Source organism: Paenibacillus sp. MZ03-122A, assembly GCF_024213325.1.
In the GTDB taxonomy this organism is placed as follows: Bacteria; Bacillota; Bacilli; order Paenibacillales; family Paenibacillaceae; genus Paenibacillus; species Paenibacillus polymyxa_B.
In genome coordinates this window covers 1-16,746 of the sequence record NZ_JANAVI010000021.1, presented here as the reverse complement: position 1 = coordinate 16,746, position 16,746 = coordinate 1, and the positions used below count along the sequence as shown (strand labels likewise).

24 protein-coding genes and 1 rRNA gene are annotated in these 16,746 nt (G+C 44.3%); 23 read left to right on the top strand and 2 right to left on the bottom strand.

Annotation, left to right across the window (positions count from 1 at the left end; all coding sequences use genetic code 11):
• Nucleotides 1-6 precede the first annotated feature (6 nt).
• From rpmD to NLX74_RS24165, 20 genes are all read left to right on the top strand, one after another.
• Nucleotides 7-192: a 50S ribosomal protein L30 gene (gene rpmD / locus NLX74_RS24260; protein WP_013312150.1), complete on the top strand. Its 186-nt coding sequence runs from the start codon at nucleotides 7-9 to the stop codon at nucleotides 190-192.
• Nucleotides 193-235: 43 nt separating this feature from the next.
• The gene (gene rplO, locus NLX74_RS24255; protein WP_013312149.1) at nucleotides 236-676 is read left to right on the top strand and encodes a 50S ribosomal protein L15; all 441 of its coding nucleotides are present in this window, start codon (nucleotides 236-238) and stop codon (nucleotides 674-676) included.
• Nucleotides 676-1,974 carry a preprotein translocase subunit SecY gene (secY, locus tag NLX74_RS24250; RefSeq protein ID WP_061831397.1) on the top strand — a complete coding sequence of 433 codons (1,299 nt, stop codon included), beginning with the start codon at nucleotides 676-678 and terminating at the stop codon, nucleotides 1,972-1,974. The genes rplO and secY overlap by 1 nt, the downstream gene beginning before the upstream one ends.
• 90 nt (nucleotides 1,975-2,064) lie before the next feature.
• Nucleotides 2,065-2,709: an adenylate kinase gene (locus NLX74_RS24245; protein ID WP_061831398.1), complete on the top strand. Its 645-nt coding sequence runs from the start codon at nucleotides 2,065-2,067 to the stop codon at nucleotides 2,707-2,709.
• Between the two features lie 5 nt (nucleotides 2,710-2,714).
• On the top strand, nucleotides 2,715-3,254 hold the full coding sequence (locus NLX74_RS24240) for a M24 family metallopeptidase (RefSeq protein WP_061831399.1): 540 nt from the start codon (nucleotides 2,715-2,717) through the stop codon (nucleotides 3,252-3,254).
• A gap of 9 nt (nucleotides 3,255-3,263) precedes the next feature.
• On the top strand, nucleotides 3,264-3,572 hold the full coding sequence (locus tag NLX74_RS24235) for a KOW domain-containing RNA-binding protein (RefSeq protein ID WP_013312145.1): 309 nt from the start codon (nucleotides 3,264-3,266) through the stop codon (nucleotides 3,570-3,572).
• A gap of 2 nt (nucleotides 3,573-3,574) precedes the next feature.
• Nucleotides 3,575-3,790 (top strand): translation initiation factor IF-1, encoded by a 216-nt coding sequence (gene infA, locus NLX74_RS24230; protein WP_006212898.1) that lies wholly within the window; start codon nucleotides 3,575-3,577, stop codon nucleotides 3,788-3,790.
• Between the two features lie 118 nt (nucleotides 3,791-3,908).
• Entirely contained in the window at nucleotides 3,909-4,022 is a 114-nt protein-coding gene (rpmJ, locus tag NLX74_RS24225) for a 50S ribosomal protein L36 (RefSeq protein WP_003333770.1), read from the top strand.
• Between the two features lie 21 nt (nucleotides 4,023-4,043).
• On the top strand, nucleotides 4,044-4,412 hold the full coding sequence (gene rpsM / locus NLX74_RS24220) for a 30S ribosomal protein S13 (protein WP_007432560.1): 369 nt from the start codon (nucleotides 4,044-4,046) through the stop codon (nucleotides 4,410-4,412).
• A 19-nt stretch (nucleotides 4,413-4,431) separates the two neighbouring features.
• The gene (rpsK, locus tag NLX74_RS24215; protein ID WP_013312144.1) at nucleotides 4,432-4,827 is read left to right on the top strand and encodes a 30S ribosomal protein S11; all 396 of its coding nucleotides are present in this window, start codon (nucleotides 4,432-4,434) and stop codon (nucleotides 4,825-4,827) included.
• A gap of 135 nt (nucleotides 4,828-4,962) precedes the next feature.
• Complete coding sequence (locus NLX74_RS24210) at nucleotides 4,963-5,907, top strand: DNA-directed RNA polymerase subunit alpha (protein WP_007432558.1); 945 nt, start codon at nucleotides 4,963-4,965, stop codon at nucleotides 5,905-5,907.
• 34 nt (nucleotides 5,908-5,941) lie between these two features.
• A complete protein-coding gene (rplQ, locus tag NLX74_RS24205; RefSeq protein ID WP_013312143.1) occupies nucleotides 5,942-6,307 on the top strand; it encodes a 50S ribosomal protein L17 in 366 nt (121 codons plus the stop codon).
• A gap of 151 nt (nucleotides 6,308-6,458) precedes the next feature.
• A complete protein-coding gene (gene truA, locus NLX74_RS24200; protein ID WP_061831400.1) occupies nucleotides 6,459-7,244 on the top strand; it encodes a tRNA pseudouridine(38-40) synthase TruA in 786 nt (261 codons plus the stop codon).
• Between the two features lie 183 nt (nucleotides 7,245-7,427).
• Entirely contained in the window at nucleotides 7,428-7,865 is a 438-nt protein-coding gene (gene rplM, locus NLX74_RS24195) for a 50S ribosomal protein L13 (protein ID WP_013312141.1), read from the top strand.
• A gap of 20 nt (nucleotides 7,866-7,885) precedes the next feature.
• On the top strand, nucleotides 7,886-8,278 hold the full coding sequence (gene rpsI / locus NLX74_RS24190; protein ID WP_013312140.1) for a 30S ribosomal protein S9: 393 nt from the start codon (nucleotides 7,886-7,888) through the stop codon (nucleotides 8,276-8,278).
• 929 nt (nucleotides 8,279-9,207) lie between these two features.
• Nucleotides 9,208-9,381, top strand: a complete 174-nt coding sequence (locus NLX74_RS24185) for a hypothetical protein (RefSeq protein WP_190298050.1) — start codon at nucleotides 9,208-9,210, stop codon at nucleotides 9,379-9,381.
• 140 nt (nucleotides 9,382-9,521) lie between these two features.
• The gene (locus tag NLX74_RS24180) at nucleotides 9,522-10,214 is read left to right on the top strand and encodes a phosphoadenylyl-sulfate reductase (RefSeq protein ID WP_254330773.1); all 693 of its coding nucleotides are present in this window, start codon (nucleotides 9,522-9,524) and stop codon (nucleotides 10,212-10,214) included.
• A 53-nt stretch (nucleotides 10,215-10,267) separates the two neighbouring features.
• A complete protein-coding gene (sat, locus tag NLX74_RS24175) occupies nucleotides 10,268-11,437 on the top strand; it encodes a sulfate adenylyltransferase (RefSeq protein ID WP_254330771.1) in 1,170 nt (389 codons plus the stop codon).
• Nucleotides 11,438-11,505: 68 nt separating this feature from the next.
• Entirely contained in the window at nucleotides 11,506-12,282 is a 777-nt protein-coding gene (gene cwlD, locus NLX74_RS24170) for an N-acetylmuramoyl-L-alanine amidase CwlD (protein ID WP_254330770.1), read from the top strand.
• 59 nt (nucleotides 12,283-12,341) lie between these two features.
• Nucleotides 12,342-13,448: an Mrp/NBP35 family ATP-binding protein gene (locus NLX74_RS24165; RefSeq protein WP_254330768.1), complete on the top strand. Its 1,107-nt coding sequence runs from the start codon at nucleotides 12,342-12,344 to the stop codon at nucleotides 13,446-13,448.
• 35 nt (nucleotides 13,449-13,483) lie between these two features.
• Here NLX74_RS24165 and gerD read toward each other — a convergent pair whose 3' ends face one another.
• Together gerD and pdaB are read right to left on the bottom strand one after the other, a co-directional pair.
• Nucleotides 13,484-14,230: a spore germination lipoprotein GerD gene (gene gerD, locus NLX74_RS24160; RefSeq protein WP_254330766.1), complete on the bottom strand. Its 747-nt coding sequence runs from the start codon at nucleotides 14,228-14,230 to the stop codon at nucleotides 13,484-13,486.
• 106 nt (nucleotides 14,231-14,336) lie between these two features.
• Entirely contained in the window at nucleotides 14,337-15,116 is a 780-nt protein-coding gene (gene pdaB / locus NLX74_RS24155) for a polysaccharide deacetylase family sporulation protein PdaB (RefSeq protein WP_061831406.1), read from the bottom strand.
• 98 nt (nucleotides 15,117-15,214) lie between these two features.
• On the opposite strand from pdaB, the gene NLX74_RS24150 reads away from it, so the two are divergent.
• From NLX74_RS24150 to NLX74_RS24140, 3 genes are all read left to right on the top strand, one after another.
• On the top strand, nucleotides 15,215-15,829 hold the full coding sequence (locus NLX74_RS24150; RefSeq protein ID WP_254330760.1) for a stage II sporulation protein M: 615 nt from the start codon (nucleotides 15,215-15,217) through the stop codon (nucleotides 15,827-15,829).
• A 192-nt stretch (nucleotides 15,830-16,021) separates the two neighbouring features.
• Nucleotides 16,022-16,252 carry a hypothetical protein gene (locus NLX74_RS24145; protein WP_013312131.1) on the top strand — a complete coding sequence of 77 codons (231 nt, stop codon included), beginning with the start codon at nucleotides 16,022-16,024 and terminating at the stop codon, nucleotides 16,250-16,252.
• Nucleotides 16,253-16,671: 419 nt separating this feature from the next.
• A 16S ribosomal RNA gene (locus NLX74_RS24140) occupies nucleotides 16,672-16,746 on the top strand; the annotation flags it as partial.

Sequence of the window (16,746 nt, the reverse complement as noted above, 5' to 3'; positions counted from 1 at the left end):
AATATCATGGCGAAATTAGAAATTACCCTCGTTCGTTCGTTGATCGGCCGTCCTGGTAATCAGAGAACGACTGTTAAAACGCTCGGCTTGCGTAAAATCAACCATAAAGTAGTTCAACCCGACAATGCAGCTATTCGCGGGATGATTAATCAAGTTAGCCATTTGGTTTCTGTTAAAGAAATTGAGGCTTAAGAAATAAAGTATTTTAACAATAATCAAGGAGGTGCAACGAACGATGAAGTTACATGAGCTTTCCCCAGCTCCAGGCTCCCGCAAAGAACGTAAACGTTTGGGTCGTGGTCCTAGTAGCGGTACGGGTAAAACTTCTGGTCGTGGTCATAAAGGTCAAAACGCTCGTTCCGGCGGTGGTGTACGTCCGGGCTTCGAGGGTGGTCAAAACCCACTGTATCGTCGCTTGCCTAAACGCGGTTTCGTAAATCCTACTCGTAAAGAGTATGCGGTTTTGAATATCGAAGATTTGAACAGTTTTGCAGCGGGTACAGAAGTAAGCCCTGAGTTTTTGCTGAACAATGGCATTGTGAAAAACGCCAAATCCGGAATTAAAATTCTGGGTAACGGTGAAATCACTGTGAAGTTGACAGTTAAAGCGAACAAGTTCTCTCAATCTGCGGTAGAGAAAATTGAAGCTGCCGGCGGTAAAACCGAGGTGATCTAATGTTCAAGACCCTGAAAAATATATGGCGGGTTGAGGATCTTAGAACCCGAATCCTGTTTACCCTGTTTATACTCTTTGTATATCGTATTGGCTCCTTCGTGCCGGTTCCCGGCGTGAATAAGCAAGTCTTTACTTCTCAGGATCAGGCAGGAAGCGAGTTGTTTGGACTCCTTAACACCTTCTCAGGGGGCGCATTGTATCAGTTTTCGATCTTCGCTCTCGGGATTATGCCATATATTACAGCGTCCATCATTGTACAGTTGCTGTCAATGGACGTGATTCCGAAACTTGCGGAATGGGCTAAACAAGGAGAGCATGGTAAAAAGAAGTTGGCTCAAATTACGCGTTATGGTACGGTAATACTTGGCCTGATTCAAGCATTCGGAACGTCGATTGGCTTTAATCGACTGTACGGTGCAGCGATGATTCCAGGAGCCACTTTTGCAGATTATCTGGTTATTGCCATTGTGCTTACAGCAGGAACTACGTTCCTTATGTGGCTCGGTGAGCAAATTACTGAAAAGGGAATCGGCAACGGTATCTCTATTGTTATCTTCGCAGGGATTGCGGCGGGTATTCCAAGACATATTCGGACGGTTGTAGAATCTCAGTTTATTCAGGCAGATCAGCTGTTTATGAATATTCTGAAGGCAATTATAATTGCCCTGGTGATTGTTCTGATTATTGTTGGTGTTATCTACATCCAGCAAGGTATTCGGAAAATCCCGGTACAATACGCGAAACGTGTAGTTGGCAACAAAATGTACGGTGGCCAGAATACGCATATTCCGATGAAAATTAATGCGGCAGGCGTTATTCCGGTAATCTTTGCGGTATCATTGCTGCAATTCCCGACAATTATTGCGAGTTTCTGGGCAGATCATGCTTGGGCTAAGTGGATTACCACTTACTTGTACTATGACAAGCCGCTGGGCATGGTTTTGTATGTCGTAATGATTATCGGTTTCACATTCTTCTATACCTTTGTACAGATGAATCCGCAGCAAATGGCCGACAATATGAAGAAAAACGGCGGTTATATTCCGGGAATTCGCCCGGGTAAAGCCACGGAGAAATACTTGACACGAGTAATGTCACGTTTGACAATGACAGGAGCTTTGTTTCTGGCAGTCATATCCGTTTTGCCGGTATTCTTCGGTTCGCTTTCGGGCTTGCCTCGTTCCGTGCAAATTGGCGGTACTTCATTGCTCATCATCATTGGTGTAGCACTGGATACAATGAAGCAAATCGAAAGCCAACTGATCAAACGCCATTACAAAGGCTTCATCAACAAATAGGCAATAGGTACCGGCTTAGGATGTTCGCATGCTTACCGGCACCTTTTGTGCTGTTTCTTGTGTAGGGGTCGTCTTGAGGAGTGACAGATTGTGAATATTTTGATCATGGGCCCTCCGGGGGCTGGTAAAGGTACACAAGCAGATGTCATTGTGAAGGAATTCGGCATTCCTCATATCTCGACAGGTGATGCTTTTCGCCTAGCGATGAAACAGGGAACACCTATTGGCATTAAAGCTAAAGAATATATCGACAAGGGTGAACTTGTTCCGGATGACGTAACAATCGGTATCGTTGAAGAACGGCTACAACAGCCAGATTGCAAGAAAGGGTTCTTGCTGGACGGTTTTCCAAGAACTTTGGCTCAAGCTGAAGCCTTGGATCAAATTTTGGGTCGTTTGAATACGAAGCTAGATGACGTCATCAACTTGAAAGTGGATAGTGACAACTTGTTGGCACGAATCACAGGACGGCGGGTTTGTAAAAGCTGCGGAACTAGCTATCATATTGTCTTTAATCCTCCTAAGGTTGAAGGCATTTGCGATAAAGACGGTGGGGAACTCTATCAGCGTCCTGACGATAATGAAGATAGCGTAAGAACACGACTTGAAGAATATAGTAATAAAACAGCACCACTCCTCACGTTTTATGAGAACCAGAATCTTCTGCGTCATATTGACGGAGAACAGGATATTGATGTGGTTTCCCAAAATATCGTGTCCTTGTTGCGGGGTTAGCTGTAATGATCATTTGCAAGTCGGGGACGGAATCAAGCTTAATGAGGAAAGCTAAGAGAATAGATACGGAGACGGATCATCTCTTGGCAGGACACATCGAGCCCGGTATTACGACCGGTGAACTTGATCATTTAGCTGATCGGTATATTCGCAGTCAGGGAGCTGTGCCGTCTTTTAAAGGTTATAACGGTTTTCCTGCTAGCATTTGCGCTTCAGTCAACGAACAACTGGTGCACGGATTTCCCGGCAAACGCAAGTTAAACAAAGGCGATATCATCGCGAAAACTCGCCAGTTTACAATGTCGCATGCCATTCGGCAATATATTGAGAATCCAAACCGTGGTATTCCTGAGCAGGGGCCGAGGCTGAAAACCGGCATTGGGCTGGCTATTGAATCTATGATTCAGATAGGTTCTCACCATGTAGGGACGCTGGAAGACAACTGGACGGTCGTTACGATGAACGTAACCTCATGTGCTCATAACGAGCAAGCGGTGACGTGCGAAACGGGCGGCATGGACATTTTCACGAAACTGAGTGCGTAGGTGATTGGAATGATTCAGCAAGGAAACCTGCAAATCGGTCAGCTGGTGAAGATTCTGAAGGGCAGAGGTGCCGGACAGATTGCGGTTGTCGTTTCAGTAGCAGATAGCAGGTTTGTATATATTGCGGATGGGGATAAACGAAAGTTTGATCAAGCGAAGAAGAAAAATGTTCTTCATTTGGTGCCTCAGCCAAAGATTAGTAGCGAGATTGTAAACAGTTTAAACGAAAGCGGTCGGGTGACGAACGGAAAGCTGCGCCATGCAGTGAAAACTTTCCTGGACTCGTCCGAATACCAAGCTGAAGAGAAAGGAGACTGACTTTGGCCAAAGAAGATGTCATTGAGGTTGAAGGTACGGTAATCGAGCCACTACCGAACGCTACGTTCAAGGTAGAGCTGGAGAACGGTCATCAAATTCTTGCTCATGTTTCCGGAAAGCTGCGGATGCACTTTATCCGTATTTTGACAGGCGACAAGGTGGTTGTACAGTTATCGCCTTACGATTTAACCAAAGGCCGTATAACGTACCGCAAGTAATTCATGCAGGTTTTTATTAAACGTATGTCATTTAAAAAAACTTGTTTTGCTCGGCAAAACGATGTGAATGTTCACGAAGCGAGTTTTACCAGGGTAAAGCTTGGAGGAGGTAATCAACATGAAGGTAAGACCTTCTGTAAAACCTATTTGCGAAAAATGCAAAGTCATTCGCCGCAAAGGGAATGTAATGGTTATTTGCGAAAATCCGAAACACAAACAAAAACAAGGTTAATAGAAGGGGGTGTAGCGTAAAATGGCTCGTATAGCTGGTGTGGATTTGCCACGTGACAAACGCGTTGAGATCGCCTTGACTTACATTTTCGGAATCGGTAAAACGACTTCTCAGAAAATCTTGAAGGAAACAGGCATCAGTGCAAACACGCGTGTTCGTGATTTGACTGAAGATGAAGTGAGCAAATTACGTGAAACGATCGACAAAGAAGTTAAAGTAGAAGGCGATCTGCGTCGTGAAATTTCCTTGAATATTAAACGTCTGACTGAGATTGGCTGCTACCGTGGTGTTCGTCACCGTCGTGGATTGCCTGTTCGCGGACAACGTACTAAAACTAATGCTCGTACCCGTAAAGGTCCTCGTCGGACTGTAGCGAACAAAAAGAAATAAGAAGGGAGGATAACATTCAATGGCTAAACCGAAAAAAGTTGTACGTACAAAACGCCGTGACCGTAAAAATATCGAGACTGGCGTGGCACACATCCGTTCCACGTTCAACAACACGATCGTTACGATCACAGATCCACACGGTAACGCAATCTCTTGGGCCAGCTCAGGCGGCATGGGATTCCGTGGTTCCCGTAAATCTACTCCATTCGCAGCACAAATGGCCGCAGAAACTGCTGCTAAAGCTGCTATGGAACACGGCATGAAAACTGTCGAAGTCATGGTTAAAGGACCTGGTGCAGGTCGCGAAGCAGCAATTCGCTCTTTGCAAGCTGCTGGTTTGGAAGTTAACCTGATTAAAGACGTAACTCCGGTACCTCATAACGGATGCCGTCCTCCAAAACGTCGTCGCGTCTAATGAGATTTCTCCTCTGCGTGTAGTATAGATCCGGCACAAACTGCCAAGAATGGATGTTTAGGTATACTGCATGATAGACTATGGATAAGGTGAATGTTTCATATAGGAGCGACGTTTTGAAGGAGGGATATTGCAGTGATAGAAATCGAAAAGCCGAAAATTGAGACGGTTGACGTCAATGATGATGGCACCTATGGAAAATTCGTAGTAGAACCGCTGGAACGCGGATACGGTACGACGTTGGGTAACTCGCTTCGCCGTATTCTGTTATCCTCGTTACCGGGGGCAGCAGTCACATCGGTTCAGATCGATGGGGTTCTGCACGAGTTTGCAACGGTTCCCGGTGTGAAGGAAGACGTAACGGAGATCATTCTGAACTTGAAAGCTTTATCGCTTAAAATCCACTCGGATGAAGAGAAAGTACTCGAAATCGATGCGGAAGGCGAAGGAGTTGTAACGGCAGGAGATATCCGTGCGGATAGTGATGTGGAAATTCTTAATCCGGATCTTCACATTGCTACGCTCGGACCGGGTTCGAGACTTCACATGCGTATTTTTGCCAATCGCGGTCGCGGTTACGTTAAGCAGGATCGGAACAAACGTGATGACCAGCCGATCGGCGTCATTCCCGTCGACTCCATCTACACTCCGATTGCACGCGTGAACTACGGCGTAGAAAATACGCGTGTCGGCCAGGTTACGAATTACGACAAGCTGACACTTGAGGTTTGGACTGACGGAAGTATTCGTCCCGAGGAAGCAGTGAGCCTTGGAGCCAAAATTTTGACCGAGCATGTGATGTTGTTCGTGGGTCTCACGGACGAGGCAAAAGATGCTGAAATTATGGTTGAAAAAGAAGAAGACAAGAAAGAAAAAGTTCTTGAAATGACGATCGAAGAGCTGGATCTCTCCGTCCGTTCCTATAACTGCCTTAAGCGCGCTGGTATCAATACGGTACAAGAACTCACGACTAAATCTGAAGAAGATATGATGAAGGTCCGTAACTTGGGTCGCAAATCTTTGGAAGAAGTACAAGAGAAGCTTGAGGAACTTGGTTTAGGACTTCGTACGGAAGAATAGTACAGCAACGTTTTTGTGAAGGAGGGGAAATTACATGGCATACCAAAAATTGGGCCGTAACTCCAGTGCCCGTAAAGCTTTGTTTCGTGATTTGGTAACCGATCTGTTCTTGTATGAGCGTATCCAAACTACTGAGGCTAAAGCGAAAGAAGTTCGTTCTATTGCTGAAAAACTGATCACCAAAGCGAAAAAAGGAGATCTGCACGCACGTCGTCAAGTGGCTGCGTTCGTTCGCCGTGAAACTTTGGATGGTGAGCAGGATGCAATCCAAAAGCTGTTTAGCGAATTGGCTACACGTTACACTGAGCGTCCAGGTGGATACACTCGTATCTTGAAATTGGGACCTCGTCGTGGCGACGCCGCTCCAATGGTATATCTGGAATTGGTTGACCGCGCGTAGACAGGCGAAGATGAGGGAAGGGTGGACAGAATCGGCTTGATTCTGAACAACCCTTTTTTTCTCTTGGAGGAGTCCTTGAGGGGCTTCTCCTTTGTTATGTTCGGTTATTCCTTGTAAGGCCAGAGACTACCCCTATAAAGGTGTGAGAAACATGCGGAACTTGTGCATGAAGGTGAACTATGACGGAACCCACTATGATGGCTTTCAGACGCAGCCTGACGGTAACACCATTCAGGACTGCCTTGAACATGCTATTTACTCATTGACGGGCGAGCGTCTTAAAATTACAGGCTCAGGCCGTACAGATGCAGGTGTACATGCATACGGGCAGGTATTCAATTTTCACACTGAATCGCCGATTCCGTTACAGCGCTGGTGTCTGGCACTTAATGCCTGGTTGCCTCGTGATATCATCGTTACGGATGCGAGAGAGGTGCCACTGTCCTTTCATGCACGCCGCATGGCGAAGCGGAAGACATATCGGTACAGCATTAATGCGAACCGGTTTCCGGACATCTTTCACCGTCGTACACAGGCCCATCATCCAACGAGACTGGATGTAAGAGCGATGGAGGAAGGGTTGGCTCATTTAGTGGGCACCTTTGACTATACTTCGTTCGCATCTCGACGTTCCCAAAAGACGAATCATGTTCGCACTATTTACGAAGCCTATATGACAGTAGACCATTCCTTTTCACGTCCGGGCTCGGATGATCAGGGAATTATCCATACTTATATTACAGGTAGCGGATTTTTACAGCACATGGTTCGGATTATTATGGGTACTTTGCTGGAAGTGGGAGAAGGCAAAAAATCGTCGGATGATATTCCTTCCATTTTGGAGGCGAAAAATCGTTCAAAGGCTGGACCTACGGCCGTTGGACACGCTTTAACGCTCTGGAATGTAGAGTACGACGAAAACATCAAAAAACATTGATTTTACCCTTGCGGAATTGATGGTTATCCTGTAATATAAAAGTTGTGTTTTCTTAATGGCTTTCCCACAGCCCCAATTAAGATGATCACTTTAAATTAACATCTAATCCATCAATAATGCAGCAACTTAACGAACGAAGATAAATGATGATTTCTGTTAACGAACTTAAGGAGGATACTTTTCATGCGTACTACGTATATGGCGAAGCCAAATGAAGTTGAGCGCAACTGGCACATCATTGATGCCGAAGGCAAAACGCTCGGCCGTCTGGCAAGCGAAGCGGCTGCGTTGATTCGCGGCAAACACAAGCCACAATTTACACCACATGTGGACACAGGTGATTTTGTTGTTGTAATCAATGCGGAAAAAATCGTATTGACCGGTAAAAAAATGGAGAACAAGAAATACTACCGTCACTCCCTGCATCCGGGTGGTCTGAAAGTAACGGTTGCACAAGAAATGGTTAAGAACAAGCCTGAGCGCATGTTGGAATTGGCTGTTCACGGTATGCTTCCTAAAACTCGTCAAGGCGAGAAAATGAAGCTGAGACTTAAAGCTTACAGAGGCACTGAGCATCCACATGCAGCACAAAAACCTGAAGTTTACGAACTTCGCGGATAATTAAAAGGGAGGACAGTTTCATGGCACAAGTACAATACTATGGGACAGGTCGTCGTAAACATTCGGTAGCTCGTGTTCGTCTCGTACCGGGTGAAGGACGCATTGTCATCAATAAGCGTGATATTAATGAATATTTTGGTTTGGAAACTCTCAAACTGATCGTAAAACAACCACTGAACCTGACAGAAACAGTTGGTAGCTATGACGTACTCGTTATTGCTCATGGTGGTGGTATCTCTGGTCAAGCCGGCGCAATTCGCCACGGTATTTCCCGTGCTCTGTTGAAAGCAGATCCGGAATTCCGTCCAGCTTTGAAAAAAGCAGGCTTCTTGACTCGTGACCCACGTATGAAAGAACGTAAAAAATACGGCCTCAAAGCCGCTCGTCGTGCACCACAGTTCTCGAAACGTTAATATTTCGAATACAGAAGAACCTTTTCCTTATGGAAAGGGTTCTTTTTTTATTTAGTCATTTCCTGATCATTATCCACATGTGGATAAGTAGACCTACTCTAAAAGTTACGAGCTTCAGCATGTTTCAGCGAATACATAAATAACTGCATGCAAATGCACGGAATACGAAAAGTTATCCACGATGGAATTGAAGATGATATTGTTATACACACATACAGTTTGCTATTTCAACGCAGTTTATTCTGTAATGTTTATAACCTGTGACTAAAAATATAATGTTCGGTTATTCAATATAGCCTCATCTTAATATTTTCTGCTAAGTGCTGTTTCACGAGGATACTTTGCTTTCACTTGTTTATGTAAAGTCCTCCTTGATATGTTCTGGCTGGCACTGTCTATGCCTCTTGTACAGCTGTTTTGGGCTTAGCTAGGGATACGGCAAGGAATTCTTTTTATTTGTATGCCGGTGCAGAAAGACGGTCCTTAGCCTAGCAGTGTCCGCTTCCTAGGCTACTGCAATTGCAACGGCGATGTACATGTTACTGGTAATAGAATTAGTCTACACAGCAATCGCTCCAAACTATAACCGGGAGCACCATGTATTGTCCGACTGTCTACCCTCATAATATCGCCCCTCATTGATGACAGGCTTTAAATAGGCTTCCAGTAGCGATAAGAGTCTTGCTTGTATACAGTGATCAATTCCTCGGGAATTGCCGCTACGAGCGCTTTGGGATTAAATAGAGGTATACTAAGAGTTCAGCGCGCAGTCATTCCTTTTATAATTTTCAGAATGAAGTCATCGCTGACGCCAGAGCTCCAGAATAGTAGAGTGAAACCTAAAGTTGTTCTCAATTCCCTCGGTTAGCATCCTTCGATAATCTTAGATTTAGAAACGATGCTTGCTTTCTTCTACAGATGGTTCTTGCTTGATCAAAGCAACCCAAAGCTGTTCAGCATTACCGATGGCTGCCGCGCACTGGGCCTATGGTCCATTTTCAAATGTTTGGTATAAGAATATTTTATATAAAGTCAATGAACTTGATTGGATACGTAAGAAAGCATTAAAGAATGCTGACAGAGCAACATTCCTGCAAATTTAGGTGGATAAATGCTTGCATCAGGACATTTTGCCGTGGATTGACAATGATTGTGAAAGTTTTATACTGTATTTAATCTTATTAGTTTAGTCGGTATTGGAGTGACACTTATTTATGAATCTTCATATGGAGGCGCATTGATAATGAATTTATTGGAGAAAGAAGCGTTGATTAGAGTCAAGGCAATTGAACTGGAAGAGGCTACGCCAGAGGAAATTATCCAGTATGCTGTTCTTACATTTCCCAATCTTACCTTTGCTTGTAGCTTCGGAGCAGAAGATGTAGTACTAGTAGATATGCTTCAAAAAGTTAGCCCTTCCACCGACATTTTTTACTTGGACACCGACTTTCATTTTCAAGAAACTTATGATACGCGAGATCAGATGAAAGCCAGATATAACTTGGATTTTGTTAGGGTCTCTCCCTTAATTACTCCTGAAGAGCAAGCGGCTGAGCATGGGGAGGAACTGTGGAAAACAGATCCAAACACATGTTGTGGTATACGCAAAGTTGAGCCGCTGACACGTATTTTGTCACAATACGATGCATGGATTACCGGTATTCGCCGGGATCAGGCCCCTACCCGTGCGAATTCAAAAAAGGTAGAGTATGACGAAAAGTTTGGACTCGTTAAATTTAACCCCTTGGCAAGCTGGACATCAGAGGATGTATGGGACTATATCCGTACTCATGAAGTGCTGTATAATCCATTGCATGACCGCAATTATCCCAGTATCGGTTGTGAGCAATGTACCCGTGAGGTCCTACCAGGTGAAGATCCTCGTGCAGGTCGCTGGTCAGGCAATGAGAAAACGGAGTGTGGGCTCCATCAATAAAATGATATTCAGGTAGCTATGAGTCATATTTATGAAGAGAAGGGAAGTGCATTATGACTGCAATTCTTCCGCATGGCGGAACACTTGTTGATAAAATCATTACAGGACCGAAGCAAAAAGCACTTTTGCAGGCCGCAGAGGAATTGTTTCCAATCCGTGTAAACTCATGGACCATTTCTGATCTGGATTTGATTGGAGTGGGGGCATTCTCTCCTTTGACGGGGTTTATGAATGAATCTGATTATCGGTCAGTGGTAACAGATATGCGTCTTGCCGATGGTACAGTCTGGAGTATTCCCATTACTCTTGCGGTTGCAGAAAGTGTAGCCAGTGAATTGAAATTAGGTCAGCAGGTGGCTTTGGTGGGTGAAACAGACGGTATTATTTATGCTGTACTTGATATTGAAAGTATTTATCAGGTAGATCAGGCTGAGGAAGCCAGACGAGTATTCAAGACGGATGACTCGGCTCATCCTGGCGTAAAAAAACTGTTAGATCGACCTGCTACGTATGTTGGTGGATCTGTGCAAGTGCTGAATCGGCCGGAGCCCACACAATTTAGTGAGTTTTACTATACACCATCACAGACACGCGACTATTTTGCAGAAAAAGGCTGGAAAACAGTAGTCGGATTTCAAACACGAAATCCGGTACACCGGGCACATGAGTACATCCAAAAAAGCGCGATGGAGATTGTGGATGCTTTGTTTCTAAACCCACTCGTTGGTGAAACCAAGTCAGATGACGTTCCGGCAGATGTGCGTATGAAGAGCTATCTGGTGCTGTTGGACAATTATTATCCGGCTGATCGGACTTTTCTGGGGGTATTTCCTGCTGCCATGCGATACGCGGGTCCTAGAGAGGCCATTTTCCATGCTATTGTGCGAAAGAACTATGGCTGCACCCATTTTATTGTTGGAAGGGATCATGCTGGTGTAGGAGACTATTATGGTACCTACGAAGCACAGGAAATTTTCAGGCACTTTACACCTGAAGAGCTGGGGATTACTCCTTTGTTCTTTGAACACAGTTTTTATTGCACCCGATGTGGAAATATGGCCTCAAGTAAAACATGCCCACATCCCAAGGAGCATCATTTAACACTCTCGGGCACCAAGGTACGGGAATTGTTGCGCTCTGGGGTTTGCCCGCCACCTGAATTTACACGACCGGAAGTCGCTCAAGTGCTGATTGAAGGTATGAAAGAATTTGTTCATGCCTGAGTTGTACTATCTACACGCCTCGTCCCATATAGATTATTAGTATCTGTATAGGACGGAGGCGTTTTGTTATGCAAAAAAATAATCGTAAAAACGAGGTTACACTGTGGATTCGCTATCGGACGTTGCAAAAAATGCTGTTGGGCTGTTGTCTCGCCGTTCTATTTATTACACTGGCATTGTATGAGATACCTGCTTCGAGAGCTTGGACCCATTGGAGTTTACCCCTTACTGGTAAAGTAATTGCCTTAGATGCTGGACACGGAGGGCCTGATGGAGGGGCGGTTAGCAAAGAAGGGATTATTGAAAAGGATATTAATCTGGCAATCGCTTTTTATTTGCGGGATTATTTACAGCAAGCAGGTGCTGTTGTTGTCATGACACGTGAGGATGATCGCGACCTGGCGCAGCAAGAAACGAAAGGTTATTCCAGAAGAAAAACGGAGGATTTGAAGCAGCGTGTGCGTATAATTGAGGAGCAGAAAGCAGACCTCTTTCTAAGTATCCATATGAACAGTATTCCGTCGAGCCGTTGGAGTGGAGCCCAAACCTTTTACGTACCTAACCATGCAGATAACGGGAATTTGGCGTCTTTAATTCAGGAAGAGATCAAACGCAACTTGGAAAATACGGACAGAGTGGCTAAGACCGTGAACACAGTTTATTTATTGAAAGCTCTCAAAATGCCATCAGCCCTTGTAGAAGTAGGATTTTTGTCCCATCCTGAGGAAGCTAGACGACTTAGCGACGTGAACTATCAAAGGCAGGTGGCGGCGTCCATATATAAGGGGATTTTGCGTTACAGTGCCGGGGAAAAGGGGATCTCACAAGCACCTGAAGCCAGATAGTGGTATACTGTAAGTGTTTACCACTCCGTAATTCATTAAAGCAGAGGTGCTGATAATTCATGCAATCAAGAGAGCAAGTTATAGAGCTACTTCAACAAGTGCGGGAGCCTCATACAGGACGCCGTCTAGTCGATCTCCATTTTATTCGGGATGTGGTGGTTAAAGAGGATCGGGTATCCTTGACCGCCATTACCCTGAATAGCCAGGAAGAGACGCTGACAGAGTTGGAACGAGAAATACGGCAAACATTAGAAGAGGCGGGATTAAGTCACGTTCATATTCGTATTCGTGAGGCATCTGAGCATGAAAAGTCTGCCCTTCAAAATGGAGAGGAGACCGAGGAAGCGGCTGACCCGGTTTTGACCAAAGGACATGCTGTTGGCATGGAAGAACATGAGCTACTTAGCCCAGCATCTGGCGTACGATTTATTGCCATTGCAAGCGGAAAAGGTGGTGTCGGAAAATCGACAGTAGCTGTAAATTTGGCGGCTGCTTTAGCTAGACAAGGAAAGCGTGTGGGGTTGATTGATGCGGATATCTATGGATTCAGTGTGCCGGATATGATTGGGGTAGAGGATGTGCCTTCTGTCGAAGATGGTATCATTCAGCCAGTGGAGCGATTTGGTATCAAAATCATGTCTATGGGCTTCTTTGTCAGAGAGAACAACCCGGTGATCTGGAGAGGTCCCATGCTGGGGAGAATGCTCAGACAGTTTTTTAGTGATGTCGAATGGGGAAAACTGGACTATATGATTCTCGATTTACCACCAGGCACTGGCGATGTAGCGCTTGACGTACATCAAATGATTCCGCAGAGTGAAGAAATCATTGTCACTACTCCACATGCGACGGCGGCTTTTGTAGCTGCACGTGCAGGCGCAATGGCACTTCAAACGGATCATAAGGTCATCGGCGTTGTGGAGAACATGTCTTATTATGTGTCCTCCACTGGAGAAAAGGACTATGTTTTTGGGCGAGGAGGGGGGGCTATGCTGGCAGACACTCTTCATACAAAACTTCTTGCTCAAATTCCGCTGGGTATTCCAGATAACCATCCGTCAGAGGCCGACTTTTCTCCATCTGTATATAAATCTGAGTCTGCCACGGGGACCATTTACAATGATATTGCTGCTCAGATTACGATCTTGCACACAGAATCTGAATAAAGAAAAAAGGCTGGTTTATTAAACCAGCCTTTTTATTATTGGCTTCCTCCTTGTTCTCCTTCGCCTCCACCTTCGCTGCCTCCACCACCTTGCTTTTCGCCGCCTGCACCGCTTTGCTCACCACTTTTTTTCTCAACCTTGGGTTGAAGCTCCTCTTGTACGACGGTTTTGAGTAAATTCATAACCTCAAGTCGGAAAATCGGATTTTGCATGGCATCATGCATGACTGTCATAGATTGTTTGCGATATTCAGGGGTTTTAGTTAAGTCCATATACATTTTGGTTAGTTCTGGTGACTTGAGCATTGCTTCAATTGATTTTTGATAAGAAGGGTCTTTTATAAGTTGCATATGAAGCTGTTTGCTTTGGCTGTTGATGGCTTTGGCAAATTCTCCGGCAAAACGCGGATCAGTCATAATCTTTTCGATTTCTTTTTTATATTCAGGTGATACCAAAGTATCTTTGACTGCGATCTTCATCTGTTCAGCCGATTGCATGGGCATAAGCATTTTCATTCCCATGCTACCACCAGATCCACCATCAGACCCACCCTCTTCACTGCTTTGACCGGATTGTCCTTCTTTGGATGAACTGTTTTCCCCGGTTAAAGCCTCCTCTACCGCTTTTTTTCCATCATCGCTTTTCAGGATATCGACAACCATCGTTTTCATCTCTTTATAACTGTTCTGGGGGGGCGCAGAACCCTGATCCGAGCCGCATCCACTCAGTGCAACGCCCAGTACGCATACCATGCTAACAAATCGCAAACGAGTCCAATTCATGGCCGTATTCCTCCTTCATCATGAATGTGGATAGTATGCGGATGAATGGGGAGAAATATGTCGATTTGCTTTTGGTTTTTAGCTGAGAACGATGTAAAATAACTCCTTAAAGACCCAGTGCCTGATCGCGTACCTCTTTGCCTTTTACTGTACCCTGTTGAAGCAGTTCAGATACAGTCACGAATTCATAGCCTTGTGCTCGCAACTTGTCGATAATGACCGGCAGGGCTTCATGCGTTTGTTTACAGGAATCACTGGCATGCAGAAGGACGATATCGCCAGGATGCGCTTTATTTACAACACGGTCGATTATGACCTGAGTACCAGGGTTTTTCCAGTCCAAGGAATCTGTATCCCACTGAATGGTTTTGTAGCCTAAAGTGCCGGCAACCTGAAGGACTCTTTTATCAAAGTCGCCATTAGGCATGCGGATCAACTTCGGGGACTGTCCCGTCAGTTCGGTTAATGTGGTATGAGCAATTGAAATCTGCTTACGAATATCTTCATCGCTTAAGCTGCTGTAATTTTCGTGTTTATGGCCGTGACTGCCGATCTCAAATCCGCTTTCTTTAATCTGATTCACAAGTTCCGGATGTGTTTTACTCCAAGGGGCAGAAAGAAAAAAGGTGGATTTGGTCACTTTCTTATCCTCAAGGACTTTTAAGATGGGGGCAGTGCGCTTATCGCCCCAACTAATATCAAAGGTGAGAGCGATCAACTTTTTGTCCGTGGGCACACTATAAATAGCGGTTGGTGCTTCCTCGGAAAAAACTGTAACATTATCGGTTTCTACATAAATGACTCCGACAGTAAAGATGGCTGCAGCCATTACGATTAAGAATCGTTTGATTTTTTTACCGTTTAATACATAAAAAAAAGAATTCATGGTTAATAACGCCCCTTTCATCCTAGAAGTGCTTGTTTACTTAAAGCTATGCCAGGGGTTGTCAATTATTCCATTGGACTAATAGGAGGAATTATCAAATGGGACTAAACGCATTTTTTCACGATTTACACATGACAAGACGGTTAATTTTAATCTCTGCACTTCTTTTCTGCACAAGTATTATAGTGGGGTGGTTAAGTACAGGCGCTATTCAATCCATGCTGGCGCAACAAATGGAGGGACTGGGAGAAGTGGCGCAGCGCTTGCAGAATTCTGAGCATCCACAATGGAGTTTTTTTGTATTTATCTTTTTCAATAATGCAATTAAATGTGTGCTGGTCATATTTATGGGGGCTGTATTTGGAATCGTACCGTTTATATTTTTGATTGTGAACGGTATGGTTTTAGGGTTTGTAGTACACTTGCAGACAGATATGGGAAGAAGTATGTATGAAGTTGTTGTAAAAGGGTTACTGCCTCACGGTGTGATTGAATTGCCTGTTTTGATTATCGCCTGTGCCTTCGGATTGAAGTTTGGAATTAACATAATGTCTACTATAGGTACAAGCATAGGGCTAAAGCGCAAAGGAACTGGCCCATCGTGGAATGTATTTATGAAACAAACGTTGAGGGTGTCCCTATGGTCTGTCATCTTACTGCTTTTAGCAGCTGCTATTGAGAGTGGCATAACTTATCGTTTATTGTCACAATAAAATATTATGGCCAATTATTTATATATTTCCTGAAAATTGAACATAACAAAGGGGAGAGCTTAAAGAGAAGCTGAAGATAAATCGGGGGAAGTTTGAAACCTTAGCAGTTGAGTTTAAAAACAGGTAAAGATTGGAACAATAGTTGAGCAAATATAAGTACTATATAATCTGCTGACAAGGGAGTATGGTCATATGTTGGGAATGCTGTTTAACGAAAAAGAATGCAAGGAACTTGACTACGTTCTTCGTAAGGAGCTAGATGAAATGCTGCTTGATATGAGCGATACTCGATTGGATCAAGATATTCGCTACGCAATCGCACTTCGATATAAAACAGTCTTCCGCATGTATGCCCGTTTTGCACCCGCCAAGGAACTATCAAAATATGCTCGCAGAGGGCGAGTCCCACAAACCAAACAATAGATAGGTTAGAAAACATATCAAAGATATCAGGAAGTAAACTATTTTAAAAAGCTTAAACTTTCTGATATCAAAAAAAGTATTGACTCTACTCAATATTCATGGTAAATTAATTTTCGTTCCTTTTTGAAGGATTTGCTCGAAAAAAGAAATTAAAAAAACTCTTGCAAATTCTAAAAAGAGATGATATATTATAAAGGTCGCCACTGAGACGCGGTGACGAAACAAAGTAAGACATTATGCAAGTTTGATCTTTGAAAACTGAACAACGAGTGAGTGCGGATTTTGTTTACAAAATCCAACGCTGAGATTTTGTACATGCCGTCAGGCTGTATGAAATGGAAGCAAGAATGAGATATTTTTATCTCGTCAGTTTCAAAATGAGCTCATCGCTCTTTCTATAAACCGACTTCGGTTGGGCTTTAATGGAGAGTTTGATCCTGGCTCAGGACGAACGCTGGCGGCGTGCCTAATACATGCAAGTCGAGCGGGGTTGT

What these genes read in the sequence shown, in the direction of transcription:
- rpmD (WP_013312150.1), top strand. Translation starts at nt 7, where the DNA reads ATGGCGAAATTAGAAATTACCCTCGTTCGTTCGTTGATCGGCCGTCCT.
- rplO (WP_013312149.1), top strand. Translation starts at nt 236, where the DNA reads ATGAAGTTACATGAGCTTTCCCCAGCTCCAGGCTCCCGCAAAGAACGT.
- secY (WP_061831397.1), top strand. Translation starts at nt 676, where the DNA reads ATGTTCAAGACCCTGAAAAATATATGGCGGGTTGAGGATCTTAGAACC.
- NLX74_RS24240 (WP_061831399.1), top strand. Translation starts at nt 2,715, where the DNA reads ATGATCATTTGCAAGTCGGGGACGGAATCAAGCTTAATGAGGAAAGCT.
- NLX74_RS24235 (WP_013312145.1), top strand. Translation starts at nt 3,264, where the DNA reads ATGATTCAGCAAGGAAACCTGCAAATCGGTCAGCTGGTGAAGATTCTG.
- rpmJ (WP_003333770.1), top strand. Translation starts at nt 3,909, where the DNA reads ATGAAGGTAAGACCTTCTGTAAAACCTATTTGCGAAAAATGCAAAGTC.
- rpsM (WP_007432560.1), top strand. Translation starts at nt 4,044, where the DNA reads ATGGCTCGTATAGCTGGTGTGGATTTGCCACGTGACAAACGCGTTGAG.
- rpsK (WP_013312144.1), top strand. Translation starts at nt 4,432, where the DNA reads ATGGCTAAACCGAAAAAAGTTGTACGTACAAAACGCCGTGACCGTAAA.
- rplQ (WP_013312143.1), top strand. Translation starts at nt 5,942, where the DNA reads ATGGCATACCAAAAATTGGGCCGTAACTCCAGTGCCCGTAAAGCTTTG.
- truA (WP_061831400.1), top strand. Translation starts at nt 6,459, where the DNA reads ATGCGGAACTTGTGCATGAAGGTGAACTATGACGGAACCCACTATGAT.
- rplM (WP_013312141.1), top strand. Translation starts at nt 7,428, where the DNA reads ATGCGTACTACGTATATGGCGAAGCCAAATGAAGTTGAGCGCAACTGG.
- rpsI (WP_013312140.1), top strand. Translation starts at nt 7,886, where the DNA reads ATGGCACAAGTACAATACTATGGGACAGGTCGTCGTAAACATTCGGTA.
- NLX74_RS24180 (WP_254330773.1), top strand. Translation starts at nt 9,522, where the DNA reads ATGAATTTATTGGAGAAAGAAGCGTTGATTAGAGTCAAGGCAATTGAA.
- sat (WP_254330771.1), top strand. Translation starts at nt 10,268, where the DNA reads ATGACTGCAATTCTTCCGCATGGCGGAACACTTGTTGATAAAATCATT.
- cwlD (WP_254330770.1), top strand. Translation starts at nt 11,506, where the DNA reads ATGCAAAAAAATAATCGTAAAAACGAGGTTACACTGTGGATTCGCTAT.
- NLX74_RS24165 (WP_254330768.1), top strand. Translation starts at nt 12,342, where the DNA reads ATGCAATCAAGAGAGCAAGTTATAGAGCTACTTCAACAAGTGCGGGAG.
- gerD (WP_254330766.1), bottom strand. Translation starts at nt 14,230, where the DNA reads ATGAATTGGACTCGTTTGCGATTTGTTAGCATGGTATGCGTACTGGGC.
- pdaB (WP_061831406.1), bottom strand. Translation starts at nt 15,116, where the DNA reads ATGAATTCTTTTTTTTATGTATTAAACGGTAAAAAAATCAAACGATTC.
- NLX74_RS24150 (WP_254330760.1), top strand. Translation starts at nt 15,215, where the DNA reads ATGGGACTAAACGCATTTTTTCACGATTTACACATGACAAGACGGTTA.
- NLX74_RS24145 (WP_013312131.1), top strand. Translation starts at nt 16,022, where the DNA reads ATGTTGGGAATGCTGTTTAACGAAAAAGAATGCAAGGAACTTGACTAC.